At 66.9% G+C, this 26,152-nt stretch carries 23 protein-coding genes; 13 read left to right on the forward strand and 10 right to left on the reverse strand.

Annotated elements, in window-relative coordinates:
- Positions 1-102 precede the first annotated feature (102 nt).
- The 5 genes from G9Q80_RS22115 (at position 103) to G9Q80_RS22135 (ending at position 6,111) form a co-directional block, all read left to right on the forward strand.
- Positions 103-1,851, forward strand: a complete 1,749-nt coding sequence (locus G9Q80_RS22115) for a DNA polymerase III subunit gamma/tau (protein ID WP_232788203.1) — start codon at positions 103-105, stop codon at positions 1,849-1,851.
- 160 nt (positions 1,852-2,011) lie between these two features.
- Positions 2,012-2,356: a YbaB/EbfC family nucleoid-associated protein gene (locus tag G9Q80_RS22120; protein ID WP_043135868.1), complete on the forward strand. Its 345-nt coding sequence runs from the start codon at positions 2,012-2,014 to the stop codon at positions 2,354-2,356.
- A gap of 3 nt (positions 2,357-2,359) precedes the next feature.
- Entirely contained in the window at positions 2,360-3,427 is a 1,068-nt protein-coding gene (locus G9Q80_RS22125) for a TraB/GumN family protein (RefSeq protein WP_088715112.1), read from the forward strand.
- A gap of 1 nt (position 3,428) precedes the next feature.
- Positions 3,429-4,028 (forward strand): recombination mediator RecR, encoded by a 600-nt coding sequence (recR, locus tag G9Q80_RS22130; RefSeq protein WP_043135864.1) that lies wholly within the window; start codon positions 3,429-3,431, stop codon positions 4,026-4,028.
- A gap of 151 nt (positions 4,029-4,179) precedes the next feature.
- The gene (locus tag G9Q80_RS22135; protein WP_088715111.1) at positions 4,180-6,111 is read left to right on the forward strand and encodes an autotransporter outer membrane beta-barrel domain-containing protein; all 1,932 of its coding nucleotides are present in this window, start codon (positions 4,180-4,182) and stop codon (positions 6,109-6,111) included.
- Positions 6,112-6,243: 132 nt separating this feature from the next.
- Here G9Q80_RS22135 and G9Q80_RS22140 read toward each other — a convergent pair whose 3' ends face one another.
- Positions 6,244-7,011: a DUF1013 domain-containing protein gene (locus tag G9Q80_RS22140; protein ID WP_043135855.1), complete on the reverse strand. Its 768-nt coding sequence runs from the start codon at positions 7,009-7,011 to the stop codon at positions 6,244-6,246.
- Between the two features lie 157 nt (positions 7,012-7,168).
- Between G9Q80_RS22140 and G9Q80_RS22145 the strand changes: the two genes are divergently transcribed.
- A complete protein-coding gene (locus tag G9Q80_RS22145; protein ID WP_074621024.1) occupies positions 7,169-7,804 on the forward strand; it encodes a ribonuclease T2 family protein in 636 nt (211 codons plus the stop codon).
- A gap of 104 nt (positions 7,805-7,908) precedes the next feature.
- Positions 7,909-8,253 (forward strand): SH3 domain-containing protein, encoded by a 345-nt coding sequence (locus G9Q80_RS22150; RefSeq protein ID WP_157903826.1) that lies wholly within the window; start codon positions 7,909-7,911, stop codon positions 8,251-8,253.
- Between the two features lie 12 nt (positions 8,254-8,265).
- Here the strand turns inward: G9Q80_RS22150 and G9Q80_RS22155 are convergent, their stop codons facing one another.
- Entirely contained in the window at positions 8,266-8,925 is a 660-nt protein-coding gene (locus G9Q80_RS22155) for a sulfotransferase family 2 domain-containing protein (protein ID WP_088715109.1), read from the reverse strand.
- 153 nt (positions 8,926-9,078) lie between these two features.
- On the opposite strand from G9Q80_RS22155, the gene G9Q80_RS22160 reads away from it, so the two are divergent.
- From G9Q80_RS22160 to G9Q80_RS22170, 3 genes are all read left to right on the forward strand, one after another.
- A complete protein-coding gene (locus tag G9Q80_RS22160) occupies positions 9,079-10,707 on the forward strand; it encodes an AMP-binding protein (protein WP_088669495.1) in 1,629 nt (542 codons plus the stop codon).
- A gap of 115 nt (positions 10,708-10,822) precedes the next feature.
- Positions 10,823-11,113 carry a DUF1330 domain-containing protein gene (locus G9Q80_RS22165; RefSeq protein ID WP_074621021.1) on the forward strand — a complete coding sequence of 97 codons (291 nt, stop codon included), beginning with the start codon at positions 10,823-10,825 and terminating at the stop codon, positions 11,111-11,113.
- Positions 11,114-11,197: 84 nt separating this feature from the next.
- On the forward strand, positions 11,198-12,214 hold the full coding sequence (locus tag G9Q80_RS22170; protein WP_088715108.1) for a hypothetical protein: 1,017 nt from the start codon (positions 11,198-11,200) through the stop codon (positions 12,212-12,214).
- Positions 12,215-12,293: 79 nt separating this feature from the next.
- Here G9Q80_RS22170 and G9Q80_RS22175 read toward each other — a convergent pair whose 3' ends face one another.
- The 6 genes from G9Q80_RS22175 to G9Q80_RS22200 all read right to left on the reverse strand — a co-directional run bounded on the left by G9Q80_RS22175 (position 12,294) and on the right by G9Q80_RS22200 (position 18,244).
- Positions 12,294-13,511, reverse strand: coding sequence for an SPOR domain-containing protein (locus tag G9Q80_RS22175; RefSeq protein ID WP_088715107.1), 1,218 nt, complete (start codon positions 13,509-13,511; stop codon positions 12,294-12,296).
- A 186-nt stretch (positions 13,512-13,697) separates the two neighbouring features.
- The gene (upp, locus tag G9Q80_RS22180) at positions 13,698-14,330 is read right to left on the reverse strand and encodes a uracil phosphoribosyltransferase (protein ID WP_043135834.1); all 633 of its coding nucleotides are present in this window, start codon (positions 14,328-14,330) and stop codon (positions 13,698-13,700) included.
- Entirely contained in the window at positions 14,327-15,361 is a 1,035-nt protein-coding gene (locus G9Q80_RS22185; protein WP_082024503.1) for an adenosine deaminase, read from the reverse strand. Before G9Q80_RS22185 ends, upp begins: the two co-directional genes overlap by 4 nt.
- Positions 15,358-16,563 carry a phosphopentomutase gene (locus G9Q80_RS22190; RefSeq protein WP_184757152.1) on the reverse strand — a complete coding sequence of 402 codons (1,206 nt, stop codon included), beginning with the start codon at positions 16,561-16,563 and terminating at the stop codon, positions 15,358-15,360. Before G9Q80_RS22190 ends, G9Q80_RS22185 begins: the two co-directional genes overlap by 4 nt.
- On the reverse strand, positions 16,560-17,852 hold the full coding sequence (locus tag G9Q80_RS22195) for a thymidine phosphorylase (protein WP_088715105.1): 1,293 nt from the start codon (positions 17,850-17,852) through the stop codon (positions 16,560-16,562). The genes G9Q80_RS22190 and G9Q80_RS22195 overlap by 4 nt, the downstream gene beginning before the upstream one ends.
- Positions 17,852-18,244 carry a cytidine deaminase gene (locus G9Q80_RS22200; protein WP_043135829.1) on the reverse strand — a complete coding sequence of 131 codons (393 nt, stop codon included), beginning with the start codon at positions 18,242-18,244 and terminating at the stop codon, positions 17,852-17,854. Before G9Q80_RS22200 ends, G9Q80_RS22195 begins: the two co-directional genes overlap by 1 nt.
- A 217-nt stretch (positions 18,245-18,461) precedes the next feature.
- Here G9Q80_RS22200 and G9Q80_RS22205 point away from each other — a divergent pair, with 217 nt between their 5' ends.
- Positions 18,462-20,741 (forward strand): NADP-dependent malic enzyme, encoded by a 2,280-nt coding sequence (locus G9Q80_RS22205; protein ID WP_088715103.1) that lies wholly within the window; start codon positions 18,462-18,464, stop codon positions 20,739-20,741.
- A 146-nt stretch (positions 20,742-20,887) separates the two neighbouring features.
- Here G9Q80_RS22205 and prpE read toward each other — a convergent pair whose 3' ends face one another.
- Positions 20,888-22,780: a propionate-CoA ligase PrpE gene (gene prpE, locus G9Q80_RS22210; RefSeq protein ID WP_088715102.1), complete on the reverse strand. Its 1,893-nt coding sequence runs from the start codon at positions 22,778-22,780 to the stop codon at positions 20,888-20,890.
- 322 nt (positions 22,781-23,102) lie between these two features.
- Here prpE and G9Q80_RS22215 point away from each other — a divergent pair, with 322 nt between their 5' ends.
- Complete coding sequence (locus G9Q80_RS22215; protein WP_043135821.1) at positions 23,103-24,017, forward strand: hypothetical protein; 915 nt, start codon at positions 23,103-23,105, stop codon at positions 24,015-24,017.
- 265 nt (positions 24,018-24,282) lie between these two features.
- On the opposite strand, the gene G9Q80_RS22220 is transcribed toward G9Q80_RS22215, so the two are convergent.
- The gene (locus G9Q80_RS22220) at positions 24,283-25,044 is read right to left on the reverse strand and encodes an NAD kinase (RefSeq protein ID WP_069209346.1); all 762 of its coding nucleotides are present in this window, start codon (positions 25,042-25,044) and stop codon (positions 24,283-24,285) included.
- Between the two features lie 173 nt (positions 25,045-25,217).
- Here G9Q80_RS22220 and glyA point away from each other — a divergent pair.
- On the forward strand, positions 25,218-26,152 hold a 935-nt coding region (glyA, locus tag G9Q80_RS22225), incomplete at its 3' end, for a serine hydroxymethyltransferase (RefSeq protein WP_168246579.1).

Consider the following 26,152-nt stretch of genomic DNA (forward strand, 5'->3'; position numbering starts at 1 on the left):
GCCGCGCGGAAATCAAGCCTTGCCTGCGCGCTTGCCGTCAGAGGGCGGTGGACGGCCCGGCGCGCAGCGCTTACCTTGGCCGCAACACCAGACAGGACCCCCATGACCGACGCCCCCGCCTACCAGGTGCTCGCCCGCAAGTACCGCCCCGAGACCTTTGCCGATCTCGTCGGGCAGGACGCGATGGTGCGCACGCTGAAGAACGCCTTTGCCGCCGACCGGATCGCCCAGGCCTTCATCATGACCGGCATCCGCGGCACCGGGAAGACCACGACCGCGCGGATCATCGCCAAGGGCATGAACTGCATCGGCGAGGACGGCAACGGCGGGCCGACGACGGACCCCTGCGGCAAGTGCGAACATTGCGTCGCGATCATGGAAGGCCGCCACGTCGACATCCTCGAGATGGACGCCGCCAGCCGGACCGGCGTGAACGACATCCGCGAGATCATCGACAGCGTGCACTACCGGGCGGCCAGCGCACGCTACAAGATCTACATCATCGACGAGGTGCACATGCTGTCCAAGAGCGCGTTCAACGCGCTCTTGAAGACGCTGGAGGAACCGCCCAGCCATGTGAAATTCATCTTTGCCACGACAGAGATTCGGCAGGTGCCGGTCACGGTCCTGTCACGCTGCCAGCGTTTCGACCTGCGCCGGATCGAGCCGGAGGACATGATCGGCCTCTTGCGCAAGATCGCCAAGGCCGAAGCGGCAGAGATCACCGACGAGGCGCTGGCGCTGATCACCCGCGCCGCCGAAGGGTCCGCGCGGGACGCGACCTCGCTGCTGGACCAGGCGATTTCGCATGGCGCCGGGGAAACCACAGCCGAACAGGTGCGCGCCATGCTGGGCCTGGCCGACCGGGGCCGGGTCATGGACCTGTTCGAGCGCATCATGCGCGGTGACGCGGCAGGCGCGCTCGAGGAACTGTCGGCGCAATATGCCGATGGTGCCGACCCGCTGGCGGTGCTGCGCGACCTGGCCGAGCTGACGCACTGGATTTCCGTGGTCAAGATCACGCCCGAGGCCGCCGACGATCCCACCGTGTCCCCCGACGAACGCGGGCGCGGGCAGGCCTTTGCCGATGGCCTGGGGATGCGGGCGCTGGCGCGGGCCTGGCAGATGCTGCTGAAGGCCATCGAGGAGGTCTCGAACGCGCCTTCGGCGATGATGGCCGCCGAGATGGCTGTGATCCGCCTGACCCATGTGGCCGAGGGCCCCTCGCCCGAGGAACTGATGCGCAAGCTGCAGGACAGCCCGCCGCCGCCCGCGCCGAACGGCGGTCCCGGCGGCGCGCCTGCCGGCCCCTCCGGCGGCATGACCCACGCGCCACAGGCCCATGCGCCACGCGCCGGCGGCGGCGGTCATTCCGGCGGGACCGTCACGGCTCTTGCCACCGAGGCCGCCGAGGCGCTGGCCCGCTACCCCACCTTCGACCATGTGCTCGAGCTGATCCGCGCCAACCGCGACGTCAAGCTGCTGGTCGAGGTCGAGGGATCGGTGCGCCTTGCCGCCTATCAGCCGGGCCGGATCGAGTTCACCCCCACCGACGACGCCGCCCCCGATCTGGCGCAACGGCTGGGCGCGGCCTTGCAACGCTGGACCGGCAATCGCTGGGCGGTGATCCTGGTCAACGGCTGCGAGACACCCACGGTGGTCGAGAAACGCGACGCCGCCGAACTGGCGCTGAAGGCCAAGGCGCAGGAACACCCGCTTGTGCAGGCCGCGCTGGCCGCCTTTCCGAAAGCGACGATCACCCATATCCGAACCGCGCAGGAAGCCGCGACTGAGGCGCTGGAAGAGGCCCTGCCCGAGGTCGAGGACGAATGGGATCCTTTCGAGGAATAAGGCTGGTCACCGCGCGCCCGCTGCGGCGCCAATTCGCCGCTCACGCGGCCTGACGGCGCGCCTGCGGCTTGTTCATTGCCGCCGTGGCTGCGATATGTAGACCAAGCATCCTTCACACCGCGCCATCAGGTCGGCGGTCCATCTAATCGGGAGACAGAACATGCTGAAAGGTTTGGGCGGACTTGGCGACATGGCCAAGATGATGAAACAGGCGCAGGAAATGCAGGGCAAGATGGCCCAGATGCAGGAAGACCTGGCCAGCATGACCGTGACCGGCGAATCCGGCGCCGGGCTGGTCAAGGCGACCGCCACCGCCAAGGGCGAACTGACGGGCCTTGAAATCGACCCCTCGATCTTTGTCCCGTCCGAAAAGGAAGTGGCCGAGGACCTGATCCTGGCCGCGATCAAGGACGCGCAGGCCCGCGCCAGCGAGCGCGCACAGTCCGAGATGCAGAAGCTGACCCAGGAAATGGGCCTGCCGGCCGACATGAAGCTGCCGTTCTGATCCATGCCGGGGCGGGGTCGGGATCTGCTGCGCGGCGGGATCGCCTGCCTTGGCCTGCTTGTCGCCGCGGCCCCGGTCGTGGCGCAGGACTGGGCCACGCGCGAGCTCTGCTTTCCGCCCCGGATCGAGATTCACGACGAGGTCTTTGCCCCCGAGGGCCGGGCCGAACTGGAGGCGCGCGCCGCCGCCATCCCCCATGCCACCGGGCGGTTCTGGCGCATCACGGCACCGGGTGGCGGCGTCTCCCATCTCTGGGGGACGATGCACAGCAGCCACCGCAGCGTGCTGGGCCTGCCCGCCGCCGTGCGCGAGGCACTGGCCAGCGCCGACCGGCTGGGGCTGGAAATCGACCCGACCTTTCCGGACCGCGAAAGCCATGACGCTTACATGCGCGGCGACGATGTCTATCGCAGGGATGGATCGGTCACGGCCTACCGCGACCTGGAGTTGCCGGCGCGGTTCGAAGAACACCTTGTCACGCGCCTGCGTGCCCTCGGCTGGTCCCCCGACGCCCTGCCGGAACTGAAGCTGGGCACCCTGGCCGAACTGCTGCTTTACGATCCGTGCGAGGATTTCTCTGCCGGGGTCCTGCCCTCTCAGGACAGTTATCTGCAGACGCTCGCCCATATCGAGGGCATCCCCGTCCTGCCGCTGGAAGACAGCGACCGGCTGTCGGCCAAGCTGAACACCCCCGGAAACGAGGATCTGGCCCGCGCGATCATCGGCACCTACGCCGTCTACCTGATGCCCGGCGCCACCCCCGAGGCGCGCGCCACCGCGCTGGCGCTTTACCGGACCGGGCGGGTCGGCCTGATGATGGCCTGGGACGAGGCGCAGGTGACAGCAGCCCTGGGCAACGAGGGGCCCGCGCTTTATGCCCGGATGACCGAATACCTGGTTGATGAGCGCAACGAGGACTTCGTGAACGCCGCCCGCGACGCGCTGCGCGAAGGCGGCGTTTTCATCGGGGTCGGCAATTTCCACCTGCCCGGCGAAAACGGCATGATCGAACTGCTGCGCGCCGAGGGGTTTGACGTGACCCGTATCCCGCTGCCGGGCGAGGCCCCCTGACATGGCCCGTGACGCCAACCCGATCGAGCACCTGATCGACCTCATGGCCCGCTTGCCCGGGCTTGGCCCCCGCTCTGCCCGCCGCGCGGTCCTGCACCTGATCCGCAAGCGGGCGATCCTGCTGGCGCCGCTGGCCAAGGCAATGGCGGACGTGGCCGAACGCGCCCGCGAATGCCTGAACTGCGGCAATGTCGGCACCTCGGACATCTGCCCCATCTGCGCCGACGAAGGGCGCGCCAACGGGCTGCTCTGCGTGGTCGAGGAGGTCGCCGATCTCTGGGCAATGGAACGTGGCGGCACCTTCAAGGGGCGCTATCACGTCCTTGGCGGTACGCTGTCTGCGCTGGACGGCGTCGGACCAGAGGACCTGCGCATCCCGCAACTGCTGCAACGGATCGGGGCCGAGGGCGTGACAGAGGTGATCCTGGCGCTGAACGCCACCATCGACGGTCAGACCACCGCCCATTACATCGCCGACCAGCTGGAAGACCGGGGCGTCCAGCTCAGCTCGCTGGCGCAGGGCGTGCCCATCGGCGGCGAACTGGATTACCTCGACGATGGCACCATCACCGCCGCGCTGAACGCGCGCAAACGGCTGTGACCGAAACCCGGAGTTGCCCGTTTGCCGCGCCGGCACGCGGGGCCGCCGGGTTCACGCCCCCGCACATGAAACTGTTACAATCGCGGCGTAGCCGCGCCCGACAGGAGGCCTTGGCCTCCGCGATTATCACCAAGTGACTCCAGGATTCTCCATGAACCGCGTTTCCCCCCTTGCCCTTGCCGCCGCGCTGATGGCCCTTCTGCCTGCGGGCGCCTTTGCCCAGTCGGCCTGCCTGCCCTCCGATCCCGCGGACGGCGACGACGTGATCTGCGCCGGCAGCGGCCTGGGGATCGAGGATAACGGCTTCGATGACGGCACCATCACCATCACCCCGACCGGAGTGATCGACGGCGGCGACCGGGGGCTGCGGGTGGATGACGGCGTGACCATCGTCAACGACGGTTTCGTACGCGGGCCGGGAGATCACGGCATCCAGGGCGACAACGATGTCCTTGTCACCAACAACGGCACGGTGATCGGTGTCGGTGGCGACGGCATCAACATCGACGACAATGGCGTGGTGATCAACAACGGCGTGATCACCAGCCTTGACGACGACGGCGTACAGCTGGAGGAACGCCCGCTGGTCATCAACAACGGCACGATCACCGCACCGGACGAGGGCATCAACGTCAACGTCGATTACGCGCAGGTCGCCAACACCGGCACCGTGATCGCTGGCGACGACGGCGTGAACGCGGGCAACTTCGCGGACATCTTCAACTCCGGCCTGATCCAGTCGACCGGAGACCAGGATGCCATCGACCTGGACAGCGGCAAGATCACCAACCACGGAAGGCTGATCAGCCTCGGCGCCGAGGACGGAATCGATTTCGACGCCCCCGCCGCCGGCCCCTCCTTTGTCCGCAACACCGGCCATATCGAGGGCAATATCGCCATCAACACCGATGCCGCCGACCTCGCCGTGCAGGAAATCGTGAATTCCGGCACGCTGATCGGGCGCGGCGGTGTCGCGGTGAACCTGGGCGGCGGCGACGACATCCTGCGCCTGCTGGACGGCAGCGTGGTTTCCGGCGCCATCGAGATGGGCGCAGGCCTTGACACGCTGGCCGTCATGACCCGCCGGTCGCAGGTGCTGACCTTCGGCACCACCGTGCCAGAAACGATCACCGTTCGGGGCGGCGGCTTTGTCCTGCTGAATGCAGCGCCCGCGCCCGGGGCGAAACCTGCGGCCGTGGTCACCGCGCCGACGCTGATCGTCGTGGACGAGGCACCGGTCTCGTCCCCGGACCGGCTGTCGCGGGAACTGGGCATGGGGATCGGCGGCAGCGTGCTGGACTTCCAGGTGGCCCGGGGGCCCTGGCTGGGCACCTTCGCCAACGCGGGCACCATCGCGCCGGACAGCTCCCAGGGGGCCGACTATGCCAGCCGTGGTATCGCGGTGGGCTTTGGCACCGGCTGGCAGGGGATCTCTCCCTTCGTGGGCTACGGCCAGGGCGCCAGCGACCTCGACGACGGAGTTACCGAAACGCGGATCAGATCGTATTTCGTGGGTCTTGGCCTGACCGGAGAGCGCGGGCGGTTCAGCTATGACGCCGCGCTCTATGCCGGGCGGACCCACAACAAGATCAACAGCCCCGACAGCCATACCGGCAGCGCCGATTTCGACGGCCAGCTGCTGGGGATCAGCCTGCGCGGCGGGGGCCTTTTGTGGCAGAACCCGACCGCAGGCTACGGCATCGACCTGGTGATGCAGGGCGACTACCTGCGCCACAAGACAGAGCGCCACGACCTGTCCGGCCTGGCCGGGGGCAAGATCAGCGAACGGACGACAACCACCACCGCGCTGCGCGTCGAAATGGGCCTGCCGATGCAGGTGAACGACATGTCGATGCGCCCTTACCTGGCCCTGACCAGCTTCGGCGGCACTCCCGACGACATCACCTTTTCGGTCGGCGGCGCCAGCACCACCTTCGACGCGGACGACGTCAGCGGCGGCAATGCCCTGGCCCTGGGGGCCAGCTTTGCGACCGGCGGCAACGGGTTGAAAGGCCGCTTCGAGGTCTCGCGCGACGCGGACGACAATACCTCCTGGGGGATCAAGCTGGGCATGCAGTTCTGAGGCACGTCCGCAGGCCCCCGGGGGTAATCGAAGGGGGCAAGCAAAAAAGACGCCCCGGTGGGGGCGCCTGTCAGTGGGACGGCGGGCGGGGCGATCTGGCCCGGAGGGCCAGAAGCGGCGCCCCGCCGGACCTCAGCGGTCCTCGTCTTCGTCGTCCTCGTCCTTGCCGCCACCGGGCAGGTTGAAGAAGCTGTCGGCGTCGAGGTAATCGTTGTCGCTCTTGCTGTCTTCCTCGTCGTCCTCCTCGCCGCGCGGATCGGACAGGCTGAAGGTCTCGAGTCCCTCGATGGCCGAAGGCAGGCGCGGTTCCGGCTCCATCTCCAGGCTCTGCTCGGTCGAGACCAGCTTGCGGCGCTCGTCGTCGGTCATGACCTTGGCCAGGTCCTTGGCCGCCTTGGCCACCGCCGCGTCCAGCTCGGACTGCTTGCACAGGCCCAGGGCGACCGGATCGATGGGCTGCATGTTCTGGATGTTCCAGTGGGTGCGCTCGCGGATCGACTGGATCGTCGGCTTGGTCGTGCCGACCAGCTTGGCGATCTGGCTGTCGGCCAGTTCCGGGTGGAATTTCACCAGCCAGAGAATCGCGTTCGGGCGGTCCTGCCGCTTGGACAGCGGGGTATAGCGGGGGCCTCGACGCTTTTCCTCGTCGCGGGCGGCCGGGTTGTGCTTCAGCTTCAGCTTGTGCAGCGGGTTGTTCTCGGCCTTGTCGATCTCGCTCTGTTCCAGCTGGTTGTTGGCAACCGGGTCAAAGCCCTTGACGCCCGTGGCCACGTCGCCATCGGCGATGCCCTGGATCTCAAGCTCGTGGAATCCGGTGAAATCGGCGATCTGCTTGAAGGTCATCGTGGTGTTGTCCACCAGCCAGACGGCGGTCGCCTTGGGGTGCAGCAGCTTGGACATTTCAATACTCCTTGGTCTTGCGGGACCCGCTGGCATGCCTCCTGCGCGGCCCGAGGCCGGTCGGGGGCCAAGGGCGGCTCCGGCGGGCGGAGCGGGTTACCGTTGTCGGGAAACTCGGCGTCTATATAGTGATCTCGCAGTCAAAGGGGAAGTGAAAATGCGATTGATGAGTGTTCTGCTGCTGGCCGCCCTGTCCATCGGCAGCAGTTTGCGTGCAGACGGCGACCGGGCGGGAGAGTTCGACTACTACGTCATGGCGCTCAGCTGGTCCCCGAACTGGTGCGTGCTTGAGGGCGACGCCCGCAACGCCGAGCAATGCGAGAGCGACGCCGGCTGGCTGCTGCACGGGCTCTGGCCGCAATATCACCGCGGCTGGCCCGACTACTGCCCGACGGTGGAACGCGCCCCCTCGCGCCGCATGACCGGCGAGATGACCGACATCATGGGCTCTGGCGGGCTGGCCTGGCACCAGTGGAAGAAACACGGCGTCTGTTCCGGCCTTTCGGCGGCGCAATACTACGCGCTTTCGCGTGAGGCCTATGGCAAGATCACCCGCCCCGAGGCCTTTCGCAAGCTGGACAAATCCGTGACCCTGCCCGCCTCGCTGGTCGAAGAGGCCTTCATCAAGGCCAATCCGCAGCTGGAGCCGGACATGATCACCGTCACCTGCCGGGATGGCCACATCCAGGAGGTGCGCATCTGCCTGTCCAAGGGGCTGGACCCGGTGCCCTGCGGCCGGGACGTGGTACGGGACTGCCGGATGACGGACGCGCGGTTCGAACCCCTGCGCTGAGGCGCGCCCCGGCTCTCTGACGCAGGTCAAGGACGTGTCCCGGAATCGGTGCATGACTTTACATGCGCCGCCCCCGGCGCCCCCTTGCGACAGGAGTTCATGACATGACACGTTTACTGGCCCTAACCGCCGCAGCCCTGCTGACCACCGTCGCCCCGCAGGCCCGGGCCGGGGATTGCACCGGCTGGGTCGTCGGCCTGCGCCCGATCAGCCAATACAACCACGCCACCGGAAACGGGTTCCTGGCGGTGCGCACCGGCCCCGGCTCGCGTTACCAGCAGATCGGCGAGCTGTACCTGGGCGATGAAATCGCGGTCTGGAACCGATCGGGCAGCTGGTACCAGGTGCAATGCATGTCGGGCCGTTGCCTGAATCCGCTCTGGGGCGCGGCCAACCCGAACGGCTGGGTCTATGGCCAGTATCTCAACATCGGCGGCGTCTGCCCCTGATCGCGGGACGGGTCAGCCCTGCGCGCCAAAGCGATAGCCAAAGCGCGCGATGTCCTCGGCACAGACCTCGGCCACGATGGCGCGGGTTTCGGCGTCGTAATACCCGGCATGGTCCGCCCGCCGGTCCGAGCGGTTCTCGTGCGGCACCTCGGGCCGGAACCCAAGATGCGCGACCAGCGGCGCCATGTCCGCATCAAGCTGTTCCAGGCGCAGGAAATGCCCATGCTCACGCCCCCCGGCGTCGCGCATGTACCGCGCGTAGGGCCAGGCGCCCAGCGTGGCCTGCGTATGCCCCTGGCGCAGGAAACCCCCGAAATCATGCGCCTTGGCCAGGGTCACGGCGGGATGGTCGAACGCCTGTTCGCGCAGCCAGTGATAATAGCTGACCACCCGGTCCCAGGGGTTGCGGACAAGGCAGAAACAGAACATCCCCGCGATCTCCTCGGCGGTCAGCGCACCGTCGAGATCCGCAAGGGTCGAATGTTTCCAGATCCGCCCCTGCGCGCGTTCCGCCAATGCCTTGGCCCGGGGCCGCCGCCGCCGCGCCTTGGGCGTGTCTCCGATGAGGATGTCGTCCCGATGCGCGCGCGCCTCCAGCGCCAGCGCCATCGAGGTGCCGCCGGTCTTGGGGATATGGACAAAGATATACCGGCGACCGGGCGACAGGATCATTGCGTCAGGTTAGACTAGGACCCGATCCGGAGGAAAGGCGATAGCGCGGCACCCTCCGGACGATCACCGTGGCGAAATGCTCCTCCGAACGGGGCTTTTCTTGCGCAACTTTCTTGCGCATAGTCCGCCCGAAACCTGGCAACGGAGGATCTCATGGGCTGGCTTGCTGACGAAACCGGACTGGGCAAAAACACGGCGAATTTCGTTCCGCTGACCCCGCTGAGCTTTCTGCGTCGCGCGGGCACGATCTGGCCGGATCACCTGGCCGTGGTCTACGGCCCGCACCGCAAGACCTATGCCCAGTACATCAACCGCGTCACGCGGCTGGCCTCTGCCCTGGCGCAATCCGGCGTCCGCCCCGGCGACGTGGTGGCGACCATGCTGCCCAACATCCCCGCCCAGGCCGAGGCGCATTTCGGCGTGCCCGCCTGTGGTGCCATCCTGAACGCGATCAACACCCGGCTGGACGTGACCACCGTGGCCTATATCCTCGACCACGGCGGCGCCAAGGTCGTGCTGTGTGATCCCCAGTTCCTCCCCATCCTCGCCGAGGCGACCGAGATCATGGAAGGTGAGCCGCCCATGATCGTCGAGGTCGCAGACGACCACGCCGGCGTGCATGGCCACGGCCATTACACCGACTACGAGGCCTTCCTTGAAACCGGCGACCCCGAGTTCGACTGGATCATGCCAGAGGACGAATGGGAGAGCATTGCGCTCAACTATACCTCGGGCACCACCGGGCGGCCCAAGGGCGTGGTCTATCACCACCGCGGCGCCTACCTGAACGCGATGGGGCAGATCCTGTCCTGGCGCATGGTGCTGCACCCGGTTTACCTGACCATCGTGCCACTGTTCCACTGCAACGGCTGGTGCCACACCTGGATGATGCCCGCGCTGGGCGGCACCATCGTCTGCTGCCGCGAGATCCGCGCCAAGGCGATCTATGACGCCATCGCGGACGAGGGCGCGACCCATTTCGGCGGTGCGCCGATCGTCCTGAACACGCTCATCAACGCGCCCGAGTCCGAGCGGCGCGAATTCGACCATGTGGTCGAGGTCTTTACCGCCGGCGCCCCGCCCGCCCCCGCCACCCTGGCCAAGATCGAGCCGATGGGGTTCAACGTGACGCAGGTCTACGGGCTGACCGAAACCTACGGTCCGGCCACGGAATGCACCTGGAAAGCCGAATGGGAGCCGACAAGGGGCGACGAACGCGCAGCCATAAAGGCCCGCCAGGGGGTCGCCATGCCCTTCATGGAGGACATCACCGTCCATGACGAGGCCGGGACGGATGTCACCCGGGACGGCGAAACCAAGGGTGAGATCAAGTTCCGCGGCAACGGCGTGATGAAGGGCTATTACAAGAACCCCAAGGCAACGTCGGAAAGCTTCGCCGGCGGCTATTTCCATTCCGGCGACATCGCCGTGATGCACCCGGACAACTACTTGCAGATCGCCGACCGGGCCAAGGACATCATCATCTCGGGCGGCGAGAACATCTCGTCCGTCGAGGTCGAGGGCGTTCTCATGGGCCATGACGCGGTACTGCTGTGCGCCGTGGTCGCCAAGCCGGACGAGAAATGGGGCGAGGTGCCCTGCGCCTTCGTCGAGCTGAAAGACGGGCACGAGGTCACCGAGGCCGACCTGGTCGCCTATGCCCGCGAGCGGCTGGCCGGGTTCAAGACGCCCAAGGCCGTGGTCTTCCAGGAGCTGCCCAAGACCTCGACCGGCAAGATCCAGAAATTCGCCCTGCGCGAGGCGGCCAAATCGTTGGGGTGACCTAGCGTCATCTTTGTCACGCCCTCAAATGCTGTAGCGAAATATTATCTTCCCATCGGCCAGGGCATGTTGTGTCCTCAGATACAATTGCCTTTGCCGACCCTTGGGGGGATAGATGAGTGTTTACGTCATTGCCTGCCTGACGCCCGACCCGGAGCAGATGGACGCCTACCAGACCTACATGGCGACGGCCTTGCCGCTGCTGGAAAAGGTGGGCGGCAAGCTATCGCAGCATTTCCCGGTGGGCGATGTGGTGGTGGGCGAAAAGCCCGCCGAGGCGATCATGGTGGTCGAATACCCCGACATCGCGGCGGTCCATGCCCTGTTCGACAGCGACGAGTACCAGCAGTTGATCCCGGTGCGGGATCGGGCCTTCAGCACCTACAGCGTCTCCATCGTCAGCTGATCGTCCCGTCCGCTACGCGGGCCAGATTGCCCAGCCCCGCGCCCCGTGCTAGCGTCGCGAAAACGCGAGGCAGAGCAGGCCCCGATGACCGCCCTGAAACAGTTTTCCCGTCTCGAAGCGACCGGCCTCTGGCGTCCGTCGCCGGACGAGCAGCGACGCGAGGTGATCGTGTCCCTGGGCGAGGCGACCCTGACGCTTTCGGACATCAATGGCACCGCGCTGGCGCATTGGTCCCTGGGGGCGGTCAACCGGGCCAACGGCAAGGATATTCCGGCCATCTACCATCCCGACAACGCGCCCGAGGAAACGCTGGAACTGGACGGCTCCGAGAGCGAGATGATCAACGGGATCGACCGGCTGCTGCGTGCCATCGACCGGCGCCGTCCGCGCCCCGGCAAGCTGCGGTTCCTGCTGACGGGCGGCACCCTCGCCGCGATCGCGGCGGCGGCCATCTTCTGGGTGCCGGATGCGCTGGAACGCTACGCGGTAACCGTGGTGCCGCCGGTCAAGCGGGTCGAGATCGGCAACAACCTCTTGCAGCATATCGAGAGGGTCGCGGGCAAACCTTGCGCCACGCGGGATGCGCAGCAACCGCTGGACCGGCTGGCCAACCGCCTGCTCACCCGCGGGCGGATCGTGATCCTGCCCGGCGGCGCGCGGGTCAGCGCGCATCTGCCCGGCGGGATCGTCCTGCTGAACCACGGGGTCGTCGAGGATTTCGAGGATCCCGACGTCGCGGCGGGCTTTGTGCTGACCGAGGCAGTGCGGGCCTCGGAAACCGATCCGCTGGCCGCGCTGCTGGATCACGCGGGACTGGTGGCCAGCCTGCGGCTCTTGACGACGGGCGCCCTGCCCGATGGCGCACTATCGTCCTATGCCGAATACCTCATGGCCGAAACGCCTGCCTTGCCGCCGGTCGATCCCCTGATCGCCGCCTTTGACCGCGCCGAGATCCGCAGCACGCCCTTTGCCTATGCGCTGGACATCACCGGAGAGCGGACGCTTGCGCTGATCGAGGCGGACCCCCGCGCCGGCGACGGCAGCCGGCAGGTGCTGAGCGATGCGGACTGGGTGCGCCTGCAGGGGATCTGCGGCGCCTGAGAGCCTGACAAGGCGACCCAAAGGAAAACGCCCGCCTGCCGAGGGCACGCGGGCGTCGAAGGATCGCGATGGATTGCGTTCAGCGGATGTAGGCCTGGGTATACCCGGTGCCGTGGACCCGGCGCAGCGCCATCTTCAGCTCATCGAAAGAGGCATAAGGCCCAACCCGCAGCAACGACAGGTCCTGCCCGTTGCGGCTGACATTCGCCATGCGCACGCTGAGACCCGAGGATTGCAGCCGATGCGCCGCATACCGGGCCTTGTCCGACGTGGTAAAGGCCCCGACCTCGATCCAGCGGCCCACCTTGACCTCAGGTTCCCCAGTCGACTTGGGCGCCTTGCCGCTGGAGGCGACGATGGCGGTCAGCGGCAGGGGCGACTTGGCCCGGCCAGCGATGACCGGCGGCTTGACCTCGTGGCGGCGGGCCTGGACGACCAGCTTGCGCGGAACGGTGTTGGTCCAGACCTTTTGGGTGTCCTGATGGCCCTTGACGGTCTGCCAGGCGCGGTAGGGGTTCAGCCGGTCATCGCTCCAGGCGGGGCGATAGCCCGTCGGGACATGCGCGACCTGGGTGTCCTGCTCCTCGAGGACATGTCTGGGCACGATGCGCGTTTCCGGCGGCAGGCTCAGGCTGCTGCCGTCCCAGCTGTTCTTGTTGTAGTAGACGTTCTTGCCCGGCGCGGGCGCCTCGCCACGGCGGATGATGGTGGCATGGGGCGCCGTCTGCGGGCCGCAGCTGGCGCGCAGCTTCATCCCGTTCACGACGCGGAAGGTCTCGCCGTTGACGCAGGCATATTCGCCCGGTGCGGCCTGGGGCGCGGGGGCCTTTGCAACCGGTGCGGCGGCTTTGGGCACGCGGCGGACGACGCGCGGCTGTTGTGCCGCCATCGGCTTGGCAGCGCGGACGGTGGCGCGCGGCTTGGCGGCGGGGGCCGTGGTCGTCGTGCGCACCGGGGCCGGGGCAGCGGCAGGCGGTGTCGCCGTGATCTGGACCGGCTTGGTCGTGGTGGGCGCCGGCGCGGCAGGCTCGGCCACCTTTTGCGATCCGAAGGTCGGTGTCTGGCCGCAGATCTGCTCACGCTGGCGCGAGACGCGCGGCACCCAGGTCACCGCCCCGTCATAGCCGGCGCGCACATAGACACAGCCCCGGTTATCGACGAACTGGCGCCCCGTGTAAGAGGCGGGCGGAAAGTTGGCCGGGACGTCCCGGGCGGAGGTTTGCGCCGCCGCTGGCAGAGAGAAAATTCCGAATCCGGAAACGGCAAGCGCAAAAATAGAGAGCGTTTTCAAGGTCATGTCTGTCCCCACAGATGATACCCAGCAGAGTACCGCGTCAAAACATGACCTGTAAAGCCTTGAAAACCTTAGGCTGCCCGAGTTGTCCACAGAAGGGCCTGCCGAAAACGGGAGGTTTTCCCGGTGTCTTTCATGGCTGGCGAGGCGCCTGTCCCAAGAGTTGCGCCCGCCCTGCCGCCTGCGCCTCTATTTGGTGCCGAACATCCGGTCGCCCGCGTCACCGAGGCCCGGCACGATATAGCCTTTTTCGTTCAGCCGCTCGTCCAGCGCGGCGGTGACGACCGGCACGTCCGGATGCGCCTCTGCCATGCGCTGAACCCCCTCGGGCGCCGCCAGTAGGCAGAGAAAGCGGATGTCAGTGGCGCCTGCCTGTTTCACCAGGTCGACGGCAGCGGCCGAGGAATTGCCAGTGGCCAGCATCGGGTCCACCACGATCGCAAGGCGAGAGTTCATCTGCGTCGGCAGCTTGTTGTAATATTGGACCGGCTGCAGCGTCTCCTCATCGCGGTAGAGCCCGACAAAGCCGACCCGCGCCGCCGGGACCAGCTCCAGGATGCCGTCCAGCAGGCCATTGCCCGCCCGCAGGATCGAGATCAGCGCCAGTTTCTTGCCCTCGATCACCGGCGCGTCCATCTCGCACAGGGGCGTCTCGATGCGTCGCTCCGACAGGGGCAGATCACGCGTGATCTCATAGGCCAGAAGCAGGCTGATTTCCCGCAACAGCCGCCGGAAGCTGGCGGTCGAGGTGTCCTTTTCGCGCATCAGGGTCAGCTTGTGCTGAACCAGCGGGTGTTTGACGATCGTAAGGGTCTCGCTCATGCCTGCTCCAGTTTCTTCAGGACCGCCTCTTTCGTGGCCGCGTCGCAGAATGCGGCATCAAGGGCGGTGCGGTTGATCTCTGCGAATATCTCTTCGTCCCAACCAAAGGCGCGCGCAAGGCCAAGGTACTCTTGCCGCATGCTGGTATGGAAGAATGGCGGATCATCGGTCGAAACGGTGACTTTCACGCCCCGTTTGCGCAGCATGTCGATGGGATGTGCCCTGAGCGCGGGATAGACCCCAAGGAAGACATTGGACCCCGGGCAGACCTCCAGCGTGATCCCCCGCTCGGCCAGCATGTCGACCACCGCCAGATCGGGCGCGGCGCGCACGCCGTGGCCGATGCGCTCGACCCGCAGATCCTCGACCGCCTCGCGCACCTCCTGCGGGCCGTTCCATTCGCCCGCATGGCTGGTCAGCCGCAGCCCCGCTTCGCGCGCCATGTCGAAACTATAGGCAAAGTCGCGTTGCTTGCCCTGTTTCTCGTCCCCCGCCATGCCAAAGCCCACCAGCCAGTCGCCGGCGGTTTCCGCCGCACACAACGCCGCGCGCTTGGCCTTTTCCGGGCCGAAATGGCGGATGCAGGTGACCACGCCGCGCAGGGTCACGCCCATGTCGCGTTCCGCCGCCTCTGCCGCCTCGCGGATCGCCTGCAGGTATTCACGCCAGGCGCCGAGATCGCCGCCACCGCAGAAATCCGGGCTGAGAAAGGTTTCCGAATAGACCACGCCGTTCTTCGCGCTTTCCTCCAGCACGGCGGTGCAGAGGCGGGCGAAATCCTCGGGGGTTTTCAGGACAGAGGTCGCCGCCTCGTAAACCTCGAGGAAATGCCAGAAATCGCGGTAGGCGTACGACCCGTCCTCGTTGAAGATCCGCGCGATGTCGACCTTCTTCTGCTTGGCCAGCCCACGGATGAAGGCGGGCGGCGCACCGCCCTCGAAATGCAGGTGCAGTTCGACCTTGGGCAGACGCGCGATGCGGTCCAGCTGTTCCTCGTCCGTGATCGGGCGGCGCTCGTCTTCGTCTTTCACAGGAAACTCCTTCCCGGCCCTTGGGCCGGCACATCCAGATGCGCGGCGATACTGGCCGCCACATCCGCAAACCCTACCTGCCCGATGCTGCCGTCGCCCCGACCGGCGATCAGCACCGGCACCCGTTCGCGGGTGTGATCCGTGCCGGTCCATGTCGGGTCGTTGCCGTGGTCGGCGGTGATCAGCATCAGATCGCCCTCGCGCAGCCGCGGCAGTAGGCGGGCCAGTTCCGCGTCGAACCATTCCAGGTGCCGCGCATAGCCCGAGACGTTGCGGCGGTGGCCGTACAGACTGTCGAACTCGACGAAATTGGCAAAGGTGAGCGAGCCCTCCTCGGCCTCATCCACCAGGTCCGACAGGTGCCGCATCAGGCTGGCATCGTCGCCCTTGCGGACCTCGTCGATGCCGCTCATGGAAAAGATGTCGCCGATTTTGCCCACCGCGTAGACCCGGCGGCCCGCCTCCTGCACCCAGTTGGTCAGGATCGGTTGCGGCGGCTTGATCGCATAGTCATGCCGGTTGCCGGTGCGGGTGAAACTGCCGGGTCCACCGACAAAGGGCCGCGCGATCACCCGGCCCACCTTCATCGCGTGCAGGGTCGGCGCCAGATCGGCACAGAGCGTCAGCAGCCGGTCGAGGCCAAAGTACTCCTCATGCGCGGCGATCTGAAAGACGCTGTCGGCGGAGGTGTAGCAGATCGGTTTGCCGGTGCGGAGATGCTCCTCGCCGAACTGGTCCAGCATGACGGTGCCGGAGCCGTGGCAATTGGCCAGCACACCATCGGTGCCGGCAAGGCGGCAGACCTCGTCGGTCAGATCCTGCGGAAAGGCGGGCACCCTGTCGGGGAAATAATGCCAGTCCCAGGGCACCGGCAGGCCGGCCAGTTCCCAGTGGCCAGAGGGCGTGTCCTTGCCCTTCGAGACTTCCGTGGCCGCCCCCCATAGGCCGGTCACGGGTTGATCCCCGGCGCGGGCGCCACCAGAGGCCAGGTCGGCGGCCTGGTACAGGCCAAGCCCGGCCAGGGTGGGCAGGTGCAGCGGCCCGCTGCGCCCTTCCTCTGCCGCGCCCCGCGCGCAGGCGTCAAAGATATGGCCCAACGTATCGGCGCCGGTATCGGGCACGCTGTCGTTGAAATAGCTGGCCGCATCCGGCGCCCCGCCGATGCCGACTGAATCCATGACCACCAGAAAGGCCCGCATCAGCTCACCCGTTCCAGAATCAGAGGCGTCGCGGCGGGCGCACTCTCGCCCAGCGTGATCGCCTCCAGAACCGCCTGCGCCGCTGCCGCCGCCTGTCCCTCGCGCGCCGCGTGCACGCGGCACAGCGGCTGCCCCCGGCGGACCCTGTCCCCCAGGCGCACCATGTCCGACAGGCCCACCGCCGGGTCCACCATGTCCGTCTCGACCCGGCGCCCGCCGCCCAGGTCGACCACGGCGAGGCCCAGCGCCTCGCCGTCCATCGCCGTCACCACGCCGTCGGCGGGGGCGGGCACCTCCAGGATCACCGTGGCCTCGGGCAGAAACCGCCGCCAGTCCTCGACAAAGGACAGCGGCCCGCCAAGGGCATAGACCATGCGGCCAAACCGTTCCGCCGCCGCGCCACTGGTGATGGCCTTGCGCAGCTTGGCCTCGCCCCCCTCGATCCCGGCGGTGGTCAGCAGCTCAGACCCCAGCGCAATGCTGAGCTCCAGGAGCGGCCCCGTCGCCTCGCCCGTCAGCACCGCCATCGAAACATCAACCTCCAGCGCGTTGCCCAGCGCGGGGGCCAGCGGTTGCGACATGTCGGTGATAAGCGCGGTCGTGGGGCACCCGGCGGCATTGGCGGTGCTCACCAATGCCTCGGCCAGCGCGCGCGCCTCGTCGGGGGACTTCATGAAGGCGCCGGAGCCGGTCTTGACGTCCAGCACCAGCGACTGCAGCCCGGCGGCCAGTTTCTTGGACAGGATAGAGGCGGTGATCAGGTCGAGGCTCTCGACCGTCGCCGTCACGTCGCGGATCGCGTACAGCCGCTTGTCGGCGGGCGCGATGTCGGCAGAGGCGCTGACGATGGCGCAGCCGACATCGCCCACCACGTGCCGCAACATGGCCTCGTCCACGCCGACCGAATAGCCGGGGATCGCTTCCAACTTGTCCAGCGTGCCGCCGGTATGGCCCAGCCCCCGGCCGGAAATCATCGGCACGTAGACCCCGCAGGCGGCCAGCGCGGGCGCCAGCACCAAGCTGACGCAATCGCCCACACCGCCGGTCGAATGCTTGTCCACCACCGGCGCGTCCAGGTCCCAGTCCAGCACATGGCCCGAATCCCGCATCGCCAGCGTCAGTGCCACGCGCCCGGCCTCGGACAGGCCGCGCAGGCAGACACCCATCGCGAAGGCCCCGCCCTGGGCCGCGCTGACCGTGCCATCGGCCAGGCCCTGCGCGAACCAGGCCAGGTCGCGCGGCGACGGGTCCTCGCCCCGCCGCAACTCGGCAATGACCCGCCTTGCGTCCATCACGCGCGGTCCATGTGGCTGTTGGCAAAGGCACCGGGCAGCAGGTCCGCCACGGTCACCTTTTCTTCGACCCCGTCCAGCGTGGCCAGCGTCACCGGCGTGTGCCCCTTGGCAAACTCGAACAGTTTCTGCCGACAGCCACCGCAGGGGGGCACCGGATGCGCGCTGTCGGCGATGACATAGGCTTCGGCGATCTCGGTCTCGCCCGCCGCCACCATCGCCGCGATTGCCCCCGCCTCGGCGCAGGTGCCTTCGGGGTAGGCGACGTTCTCGACGTTGCATCCGACATAGACCGCCCCCGAGGGCGTGCGCAGCGCGGCCCCCACCTTGAAATTGGAATAGGGCGTATAGGCGTTTTCGCGCACGGCGCGGGCCGCATCGGCAAGGGACATGAAACCTCCGGGACTTCGGGCCTTCATCGTGAAACTGGCGCGCCGCGATTGCAAGCGTGAACGCCGGGTCGCCCTGGTCGGAAAATCCGCCATCCCCGGCACCGGTCCTCTCTCGCGATTTACAAAATTAGCCGAAAACTGTACCGCCAAAGAGGAGTCTTCACCCGGCGTTCACGATTGTTTACCGTTGAACTACCCCTGTCCGAAAGGCCTGCCCATGACCGAATCCAGCAACGAAACCTTGCGCCAGGCGGCCCTGTTCTACCACGAGAACCCAAAGCCCGGGAAACTCGAGATCCGCGCGACCAAGCCGCTGGCCAATGGCCGCGACCTCTCCCGCGCCTATTCCCCCGGCGTCGCCGAGGCCTGCCTGGAGATCAAGGCCGACGAGGCCGCCGCCGCCCGCTACACCACCCGCGGCAACCTGGTGGCCGTTGTCTCGAACGGCACCGCCGTCCTGGGGCTGGGCAATATCGGCGCGCTGGCATCGAAGCCGGTGATGGAAGGCAAGGCCGTCCTGTTCAAGAAATTCGCCGACATCGACTGTTTCGACATCGAGGTGAACGAACCCGACCCCGAGAAGCTGGCCGAGATCGTCTGCGCGCTGGAGCCCACCTTCGGCGCCATCAACCTCGAGGACATCAAGGCGCCCGACTGTTTCATCGTCGAAAAACTCTGCCGCGAGCGGATGAACATCCCCGTGTTCCACGATGACCAGCACGGCACCGCCATCGTCGTCGGCGCCGCGGCCACCAATGCTCTGCACGTCGCGGGCAAGGCCTGGGGCGACATCAAGGTCGTCAGCACCGGCGGCGGCGCGGCGGGCATCGCCTGCCTCAACATGCTGCTGAAACTGGGCGTCAAGCGCGAGAACGTCTGGCTCTGCGACATTCACGGGCTGGTCTACGAAGGCCGGGCAGAGGACATGAACCCGCAAAAGGCCGCCTTTGCCCAGCCTTCCGACAAGCGCACGCTGGACGAGGTGATCGACGGCGCCGACCTTTTCCTGGGTCTCTCCGGTCCCGGCGTCCTGAAACCCGAACTGGTCAGGCGCATGTCGCGGCGCCCGATCATCTTTGCTCTGGCCAACCCCACGCCCGAGATCATGCCCGACCTCGCCCGCGAGGCGGCCCCGGACGCGATCATCGCCACCGGGCGCAGCGACTTCCCCAACCAGGTCAACAACGTCCTCTGTTTCCCCTTCATCTTCCGCGGTGCGCTGGACGTCGGCGCGACAGAGATCAACGACGCCATGCAGGTCGCCTGTGTCGAGGGCATCGCGGCGCTGGCCCGTGCCACGACATCGGCAGAGGCCGCCGCCGCCTACCGGGGCGAGCAGCTGACCTTCGGCGCCGACTACCTGATCCCCAAGCCCTTCGATCCGCGCCTCTCCGGCGTCGTCTCGACCGCAGTGGCCCGCGCGGCGATGGAAAGCGGCGTCGCCATGCGCCCGCTCGAGGACATCGAGGCCTACAAGCAGCGCCTTGACGCAAGCGTCTACAAGTCCGCCCTGCTGATGCGCCCGGTCTTCCAGGCCGCCGCCACCGCCAGCCGCCGCATCGTCTTTGCCGAGGGCGAAGACGAACGGGTCCTGCGCGCCGCCCAGGCGATCCTCGAGGAAACCACCGAAACCCCGATCCTGATCGGCCGCCCCGAGGTGATCGAGACCCGATGTGAACGCATGGGTCTTGAAATCCGCCCGGACCGCGATTTCAACATCGTGAACCCGGAGAACGACCCGCGCTACCGCGACTACTGGGAAACCTACCACCAGATCATGGCGCGGCGCGGCGTCACGCCGGACCTCGCCCGCGCGATCATGCGCACCAACACCACCGCCATCGGCGCCATCATGGTGCAGCGCGACGAGGCCGACAGCATGATCTGCGGCACCTTCGGCGAATACCGCTGGCACCTGAACTATGTCCGCCAGATCCTCGGCTCGGCCAAGCTGCACCCGCATGGCGCGCTATCGCTGATGATCCTCGAAGACGGGCCGCTCTTCATCGCCGACACCCACGTGCGGTTGCTGCCCACGCCCGAGGAACTGGCCCAGACCGCCATCGGCGCGGCACGGCACGTCCGGCGCTTCGGGATCGAGCCCAACATCGCCCTCTGCTCGCAATCGCAGTTCGGCAACCAGGCCGAAGGCTCGGGCCAGCGGCTGCGCGCGGCGCTCGAGATCCTCGACGATCGCGGCTGCGACTTCTGCTACGAGGGCGAGATGAACGTGGACGCCGCGCTCGACCCCGAGCTGCGCGCACGCCTCTTCCCCGGCAACCGGATGCAGGGCGCGGCCAACGTGCTGATCTTCGGCCATGCGGATGCCGCCTCGGCCACGCGCAACATCCTCAAGATGAAGGGCGGCGGGCTGGAGGTCGGGCCGATCCTGATGGGCATGGGCAACCGCGCCCATATCGTGACACCCTCGATCACCGCGCGGGGCCTGCTGAACATGGCCGCCATCGCAGGTACGCCGGTCGATCACTACAGCTGAGACGGCGTCGCGGGCCCGAACCCGCGCGATGGGGGCTCTGCCCCCGTCGCCTTCGGCGCCTCCCCCGAGGTATTTTTCAAACCAAAGAAGGGCGCCGCAGCGCCCCTCACACCCGTTGGGAAAACGCCCGCAGCGCCCGCCGGGTGTCAGCCCTTGGCGTAGCCCAGCCCCTGCAGGGCTTCCCTGATCTCGTCCAGGATCGCCGGGTCGTCGATGGTCGCCGGCATCTTGAACGCTTCTCCGTCCGCGATCTGAACCATCGTCCGGCGCAGGATCTTGCCCGAGCGGGTCTTGGGCAGGCGGTCCACCACGCAGGCCAGTTTGAAGGCCGCGACGGGGCCGATCTTCTCGCGCACCAGCTTGACGCTTTCCGCCACGATCTCCTCGTGCGGGCGGTTCACGCCGGAAGAGAGGCAGAGGAACCCCAGCGGCAGCTGGCCCTTCAGCTGGTCGGTCACGCCGATCACGGCGCATTCGGCCACGTCCGGATGCGAGGCCAGCACCTCTTCCATGCCGCCGGTCGACAGGCGGTGGCCCGCGACGTTGATGACGTCATCGGTGCGCGCCATGATGTAGACGTAGCCGTCCTCGTCGATCATGCCCGCGTCGCCGGTCTCGTAGTAGCCGGGGAAATGCTCCAGGTAGCTCTTCTTGAACCGCGCCTCGGCGTTCCACAGCGTCGGCAGCGTGCCCGGCGGCAGCGGCAGCTTGACCGCGATGGCGCCCAGTTCACCCTGCTTCATGGGGTGGCCGCCCTCGTCCAGGATCTGGATGTCGTAGCCCGGCATCGGCTTGGCCGGAGAGCCCAGCTTGGTCGGCAATTCCTCGATGCCCAGCGGGTTGCCCGCGATGCACCAGCCGGTTTCGGTCTGCCACCAGTGGTCGATCACCGGCACCTTCAGCTGGTCCTGCGCCCATTGGATCGTGTCCGGATCGGCGCGTTCGCCCGCCAGGTAGACGGCCTTGAGGCAGCTCAGGTCATATTTCCCGACAAATTCGCCCTTGGGATCCTCGCGTTTGACCGCGCGGAAGGCGGTCGGCGCGGTAAAGAAGGACTTTACCTTGTGTTCCGAGATCACCCGCCAGAATGTGCCCGCGTCGGGGGTGCCCACGGGCTTGCCCTCGAAGACGATGGTGGTGTTGCCGTGGATCAGCGGGCCGTAGCAGATGTAGGAATGACCCACGACCCAGCCCACGTCCGAGGCGGCCCAGAACACGTCGCCGGGATCGACGTTGTAGAGGTTCTTCATGGTCCAGTTCAGCGCCACCAGGTGCCCAGCCGTGGGGCGCACGACGCCCTTGGGCTGGCCGGTGGTGCCCGAGGTATAGAGGATGTACGCGGGATGGTTGCCCTCGACCGGCACGCAGTCCGCCGGCTCGACGCCGTACTGGAACCCGTGCCAGTTGTAGTCGCGCCCCTCTTCCAGGTGCGCCACTTCCTGCTCGCGCTGGAAGATCACGCAGAAGTCGGGCTTGTGTTTGGCCTGGTCGATGGCTCCGTCCAGCAGCGGCTTGTAGTGGACGACGCGGCCCGGCTCCATCCCGCAGGAGGCGGCGATGATGCACTTGGGCTGCGCGTCGTCGATTCGCACCGCCAGCTCGCTCGCGGCAAAGCCGCCGAAGACCACCGAATGCACCGCGCCCAGCCGCGCGCAGGCCAGCATGGCCTCCAGCGCCTCGGGGATCATCGGCATGTAGATGATGACGCGGTCGCCCTTCTCGACGCCCTTGGCGCGCAGCGCGCCGGCCAGGTTGGCCACGCGGTTGCGCAGTTCGACGTAGGAAATCTCGCGCTTGGTATGGGTGATCGGGCTGTCGTAGATGATCGCCGTCTGCTCGCCGCGCCCGGCCTCGACGTGCCGGTCCACCGCGTTCCAGCAGGTGTTCACCATGCCGTCGGCAAACCATTCGTACATGTGATCGCCACGGTCAAAGAGGGCCTTCGAGGGCTTCTTCTCCCAGTCGATCGCCTCGGCCGCCGACATCCAGAAGCCTTCCGGATCGGCCTGCGCGCGGTCATAAACGTCTTGATACCCCATGAGAGAGCCTCCTCTATTCCCTGACAAACCGCTTAGGCGCAGCACCGCCAAACGGGCAAGTCTGTTACCGGCGGTCAGGACAGATTATCGCAGAAGATTTGCGAATTCGCCCTGCAAAGATTTGCAAACCCACGAAATCCTTGCTGTGATCTTTGATGATCGCGAGACTTTGCAAAGTTGAAAAGCGACTCGCCCTGCCCTGCCCCCAAGTCGCCCGATACTATGGCGCGGAATCCGCTTGCGCGATTGTGATCTGTCGTGTGACTTGACCTGCCGTGCGCGGCGTGGACTCATCCCCTGACCGCGCGAAAGGAGATTCTTCATGCAAAGCAAGGCCTTCAAGGCACTGACCCTGGCCATTGTCGGCCTCTGCGCCTGGACCGGTGCCGCTTGGGCCAACTGGGAGTTCGTCGGCGGCGAGGAGGCGACCGAACATGTTGCCCGCGTCTGCAACGGCGATGACGAAGTGATCTGCTTTGAACTGGGCTGCTCCACCGGAGAGCCGCTGGCCTACCGCCTGACGACGCGGAACATGCCCGGCATGGTGGCGGCGCCACGCCTCGACAGCCTGCTGTTCGTCGGCTCGCAACTGGCCGGGTCGCTGGATTTCAGCCATACCGGGCTGGAGAGCTTCCATGCCCCGCTTGAGGAAACCCAGCTGCGCGGCATCGACCGGCTCAAGGCCGGCATCCGTGCGCAACTGCATGTCTGGGACAGCGCCGACAGCGCGCCGGTGATCCATCGCTTTACCCTGATCGGGTCGAACGCGGCGATCACCGAGGTCCAGAAATTCTGCCCGCTGCCCGACTTCGACCAGCGCGAGCTGGAACGGCGCACCCTGCCCGATCCCGCCGCGCAGATCCTTGGCGACATGCGCGAGGCCTGCACCGTCCTCGACGGGCAGCTGACCGTCAGCGACGGCTTCTCGCAGCAGATCGACATCGACGGCAAACCGCCGATGGACCTGCGGATCAACCACGGCGCCATGCTGTGCGACAGCACGCCCGACATGGTCTGCGGCCCGGCCGGCTGTCTGACCTCCTTCTGGCTGGGCATGGAGGACGGCCGCTATCGTCGCGTCTTCCTGAACGCGATCCAGGACGCGGCCATCACCGGGCAACCGGGCGTCCTGACCCTGATCGTCAAGGGATCGCAATGCGGCGACGGGGACGAGGCCGGCCCCTGCGGCAAGCGCTACGAACTGGACGGGTTCGAGCTGAAAGAACAGCAACCCTGAGGCCTGCGATGGGACGAGGACTCCGCAGGCGGCACCTGCCGCTTCCCTCTCCACAACGAAAGGCGATCTCAGTGGCGACCGCGCGGATCCTCCAACCCGACGCGCCGCTGCAAACGCGCGGCGTCACGTTGGGCACGCCAAAAGCGGCGGATCTTTCGCTCTGAGAAAAACGCATGCAGTGAGCCCAAGAGGGATACCAGCAGGATCAAAGCGACTGTTCCCAGCAGGACGAGGCTCATTTTCTCCATGCATCGCGCCTCTTGTCTCAGACGAACTGCTCGCGGATCAGCCGTTCTTCCAGACCGTGCCCCGGGTCGAACAGCACCCGGTGCGCCACACCCGGCTCTGACCGGATCTGCACCGCCAGCACGTCGCGCACCTCCGCCCCGTCGGCCTCTGCCATGACCGGGCGCTTCTCGGCCTCCAGCACCTCGAAACTGACCTCTGCCGCCTTGGGCAGCAGCGCGCCGCGCCAGCGCCGGGGCCGAAAGGCCGCCACCGGGGTCAGGGCCAGCACATCCGCGCCGATCGGCAGGATCGGCCCGTGCGCAGAGTAATTGTAGGCGGTCGATCCGGCGGGCGTCGACACCAGCGCCCCGTCACAGACCAGTTCCGCCATCCGCACCTGGCCATCGACGCTGATCCGCAGCCGCGCCGCCTGGCTGCCCGAACGGTGCAGAGAGACCTCGTTGATCGCCAGCGCCTCGTGTTCCTCGCCGTCGGTGCAGGTCGCGCGCATGGCCAGCGGGTTGATCACCGCCTCTTCCGCCGCGGTCAGCCGTTCGACCAGCCCGTGTTCCGAATATTCGTTCATCAGAAAGCCCACGGTGCCCCGGTTCATGCCGTAGACCGGCACCGCCAGCTCCTGCGTCCGGTGCAGTGTGTGCAGCATGAAACCGTCGCCACCCAGCGCGACGATCACGTCCGCGCCACGCTCGGCATGGTCGCCATAGCGCCGCGTCAGGCCTGCGCGCGCCGATTGCGCAATCGGCGCGTTGGACGCACAAAAGGCGATCCGTAAGCTCATCGGGGGTTTCCTGTCGTCTCCATCCGGAGCGGATGGAAGCACAAACTCCCGGCAGGGACCAGTGCCCGGGCCGCCATGCCGCTGGTATGTCGCAGCCCGTCGCTTTACCTACTTTGAGTCAGAGCCGGTTTCCTATACGAAACCCCGCAATCCGAATCCAAAGGAGCAGCGCCATGAACGCCCCCCATCGTGACGACGGTTTTTTCACCGAGTCCCTCGCCTCGCGCGACCCTGAACTGTTTGGCTCGATCACCGGCGAGCTTGGCCGGCAACGCGACGAGATCGAGCTGATCGCCTCCGAGAACATCGTCTCGCGCGCGGTGATGGAGGCGCAGGGCTCCGTCATGACCAACAAATACGCCGAAGGCTATCCCGGCCGGCGCTACTACGGCGGCTGCCAGTGGGTCGACGTGGCCGAGAACCTGGCCATCGACCGCGCCAAGCAGCTGTTCGACTGCGAATTCGCCAACGTGCAGCCGAACTCGGGCAGTCAGGCCAACCAGGGCGTCTTCCAGGCGCTGATCAAGCCCGGCGACACCATCCTGGGCATGAGCCTGGACGCCGGCGGCCACCTGACCCACGGTGCCAAGCCGAACCAGTCCGGCAAGTGGTTCAACGCCATCCAGTACGGCGTGCGCCAGCAGGACAACACGCTGGATTATGACCAGGTCGAGGCGCTGGCCAAGGAACACCAGCCCAAGATGATCATCGCCGGCGGCTCTGCCATCCCGCGCCAGATCGATTTCGCCCGCATGCGCCAGATCGCCGACATGGTCGGAGCCTGGCTGCATGTCGACATGGCGCATTTCGCCGGCCTGGTGGCCGCGGGCGAACATCCCTCGCCTTTCCCGCATGCCCATGTGGCCACCACCACCACGCACAAGACCCTGCGCGGTCCGCGTGGGGGCATGATCCTCACCAATGATGAAGACATCGCTAAAAAGGTGAATTCGGCGATCTTCCCGGGCATCCAGGGCGGCCCGCTGATGCATGTCATCGCCGCCAAGGCGGTGGCCTTCGGCGAGGCGCTGCGCCCGGAGTTCAAGACTTACCAGCAGAACGTCATCCGCAACGCCCAGGCGCTCAGCGACCAGCTGATCAAGGGCGG

Source organism: Mameliella sp. LZ-28 (genome assembly GCF_012274245.1).
GTDB lineage: Bacteria > Pseudomonadota > Alphaproteobacteria > Rhodobacterales > Rhodobacteraceae > Antarctobacter > Antarctobacter albus.

Coding starts and splice junctions, on each gene's coding strand:
- G9Q80_RS22115 (WP_232788203.1), top strand. CDS start 103: ATGACCGACGCCCCCGCCTACCAGGTGCTCGCCCGCAAGTACCGCCCC.
- G9Q80_RS22120 (WP_043135868.1), top strand. CDS start 2,012: ATGCTGAAAGGTTTGGGCGGACTTGGCGACATGGCCAAGATGATGAAA.
- G9Q80_RS22125 (WP_088715112.1), top strand. CDS start 2,360: ATGCCGGGGCGGGGTCGGGATCTGCTGCGCGGCGGGATCGCCTGCCTT.
- recR (WP_043135864.1), top strand. CDS start 3,429: ATGGCCCGTGACGCCAACCCGATCGAGCACCTGATCGACCTCATGGCC.
- G9Q80_RS22135 (WP_088715111.1), top strand. CDS start 4,180: ATGAACCGCGTTTCCCCCCTTGCCCTTGCCGCCGCGCTGATGGCCCTT.
- G9Q80_RS22140 (WP_043135855.1), bottom strand. CDS start 7,011: ATGTCCAAGCTGCTGCACCCCAAGGCGACCGCCGTCTGGCTGGTGGAC.
- G9Q80_RS22145 (WP_074621024.1), top strand. CDS start 7,169: ATGCGATTGATGAGTGTTCTGCTGCTGGCCGCCCTGTCCATCGGCAGC.
- G9Q80_RS22150 (WP_157903826.1), top strand. CDS start 7,909: ATGACACGTTTACTGGCCCTAACCGCCGCAGCCCTGCTGACCACCGTC.
- G9Q80_RS22155 (WP_088715109.1), bottom strand. CDS start 8,925: ATGATCCTGTCGCCCGGTCGCCGGTATATCTTTGTCCATATCCCCAAG.
- G9Q80_RS22160 (WP_088669495.1), top strand. CDS start 9,079: ATGGGCTGGCTTGCTGACGAAACCGGACTGGGCAAAAACACGGCGAAT.
- G9Q80_RS22165 (WP_074621021.1), top strand. CDS start 10,823: ATGAGTGTTTACGTCATTGCCTGCCTGACGCCCGACCCGGAGCAGATG.
- G9Q80_RS22170 (WP_088715108.1), top strand. CDS start 11,198: ATGACCGCCCTGAAACAGTTTTCCCGTCTCGAAGCGACCGGCCTCTGG.
- G9Q80_RS22175 (WP_088715107.1), bottom strand. CDS start 13,511: ATGACCTTGAAAACGCTCTCTATTTTTGCGCTTGCCGTTTCCGGATTC.
- upp (WP_043135834.1), bottom strand. CDS start 14,330: ATGAGCGAGACCCTTACGATCGTCAAACACCCGCTGGTTCAGCACAAG.
- G9Q80_RS22195 (WP_088715105.1), bottom strand. CDS start 17,852: ATGGACGCAAGGCGGGTCATTGCCGAGTTGCGGCGGGGCGAGGACCCG.
- G9Q80_RS22200 (WP_043135829.1), bottom strand. CDS start 18,244: ATGTCCCTTGCCGATGCGGCCCGCGCCGTGCGCGAAAACGCCTATACG.
- G9Q80_RS22205 (WP_088715103.1), top strand. CDS start 18,462: ATGACCGAATCCAGCAACGAAACCTTGCGCCAGGCGGCCCTGTTCTAC.
- prpE (WP_088715102.1), bottom strand. CDS start 22,780: ATGGGGTATCAAGACGTTTATGACCGCGCGCAGGCCGATCCGGAAGGC.
- G9Q80_RS22215 (WP_043135821.1), top strand. CDS start 23,103: ATGCAAAGCAAGGCCTTCAAGGCACTGACCCTGGCCATTGTCGGCCTC.
- G9Q80_RS22220 (WP_069209346.1), bottom strand. CDS start 25,044: ATGAGCTTACGGATCGCCTTTTGTGCGTCCAACGCGCCGATTGCGCAA.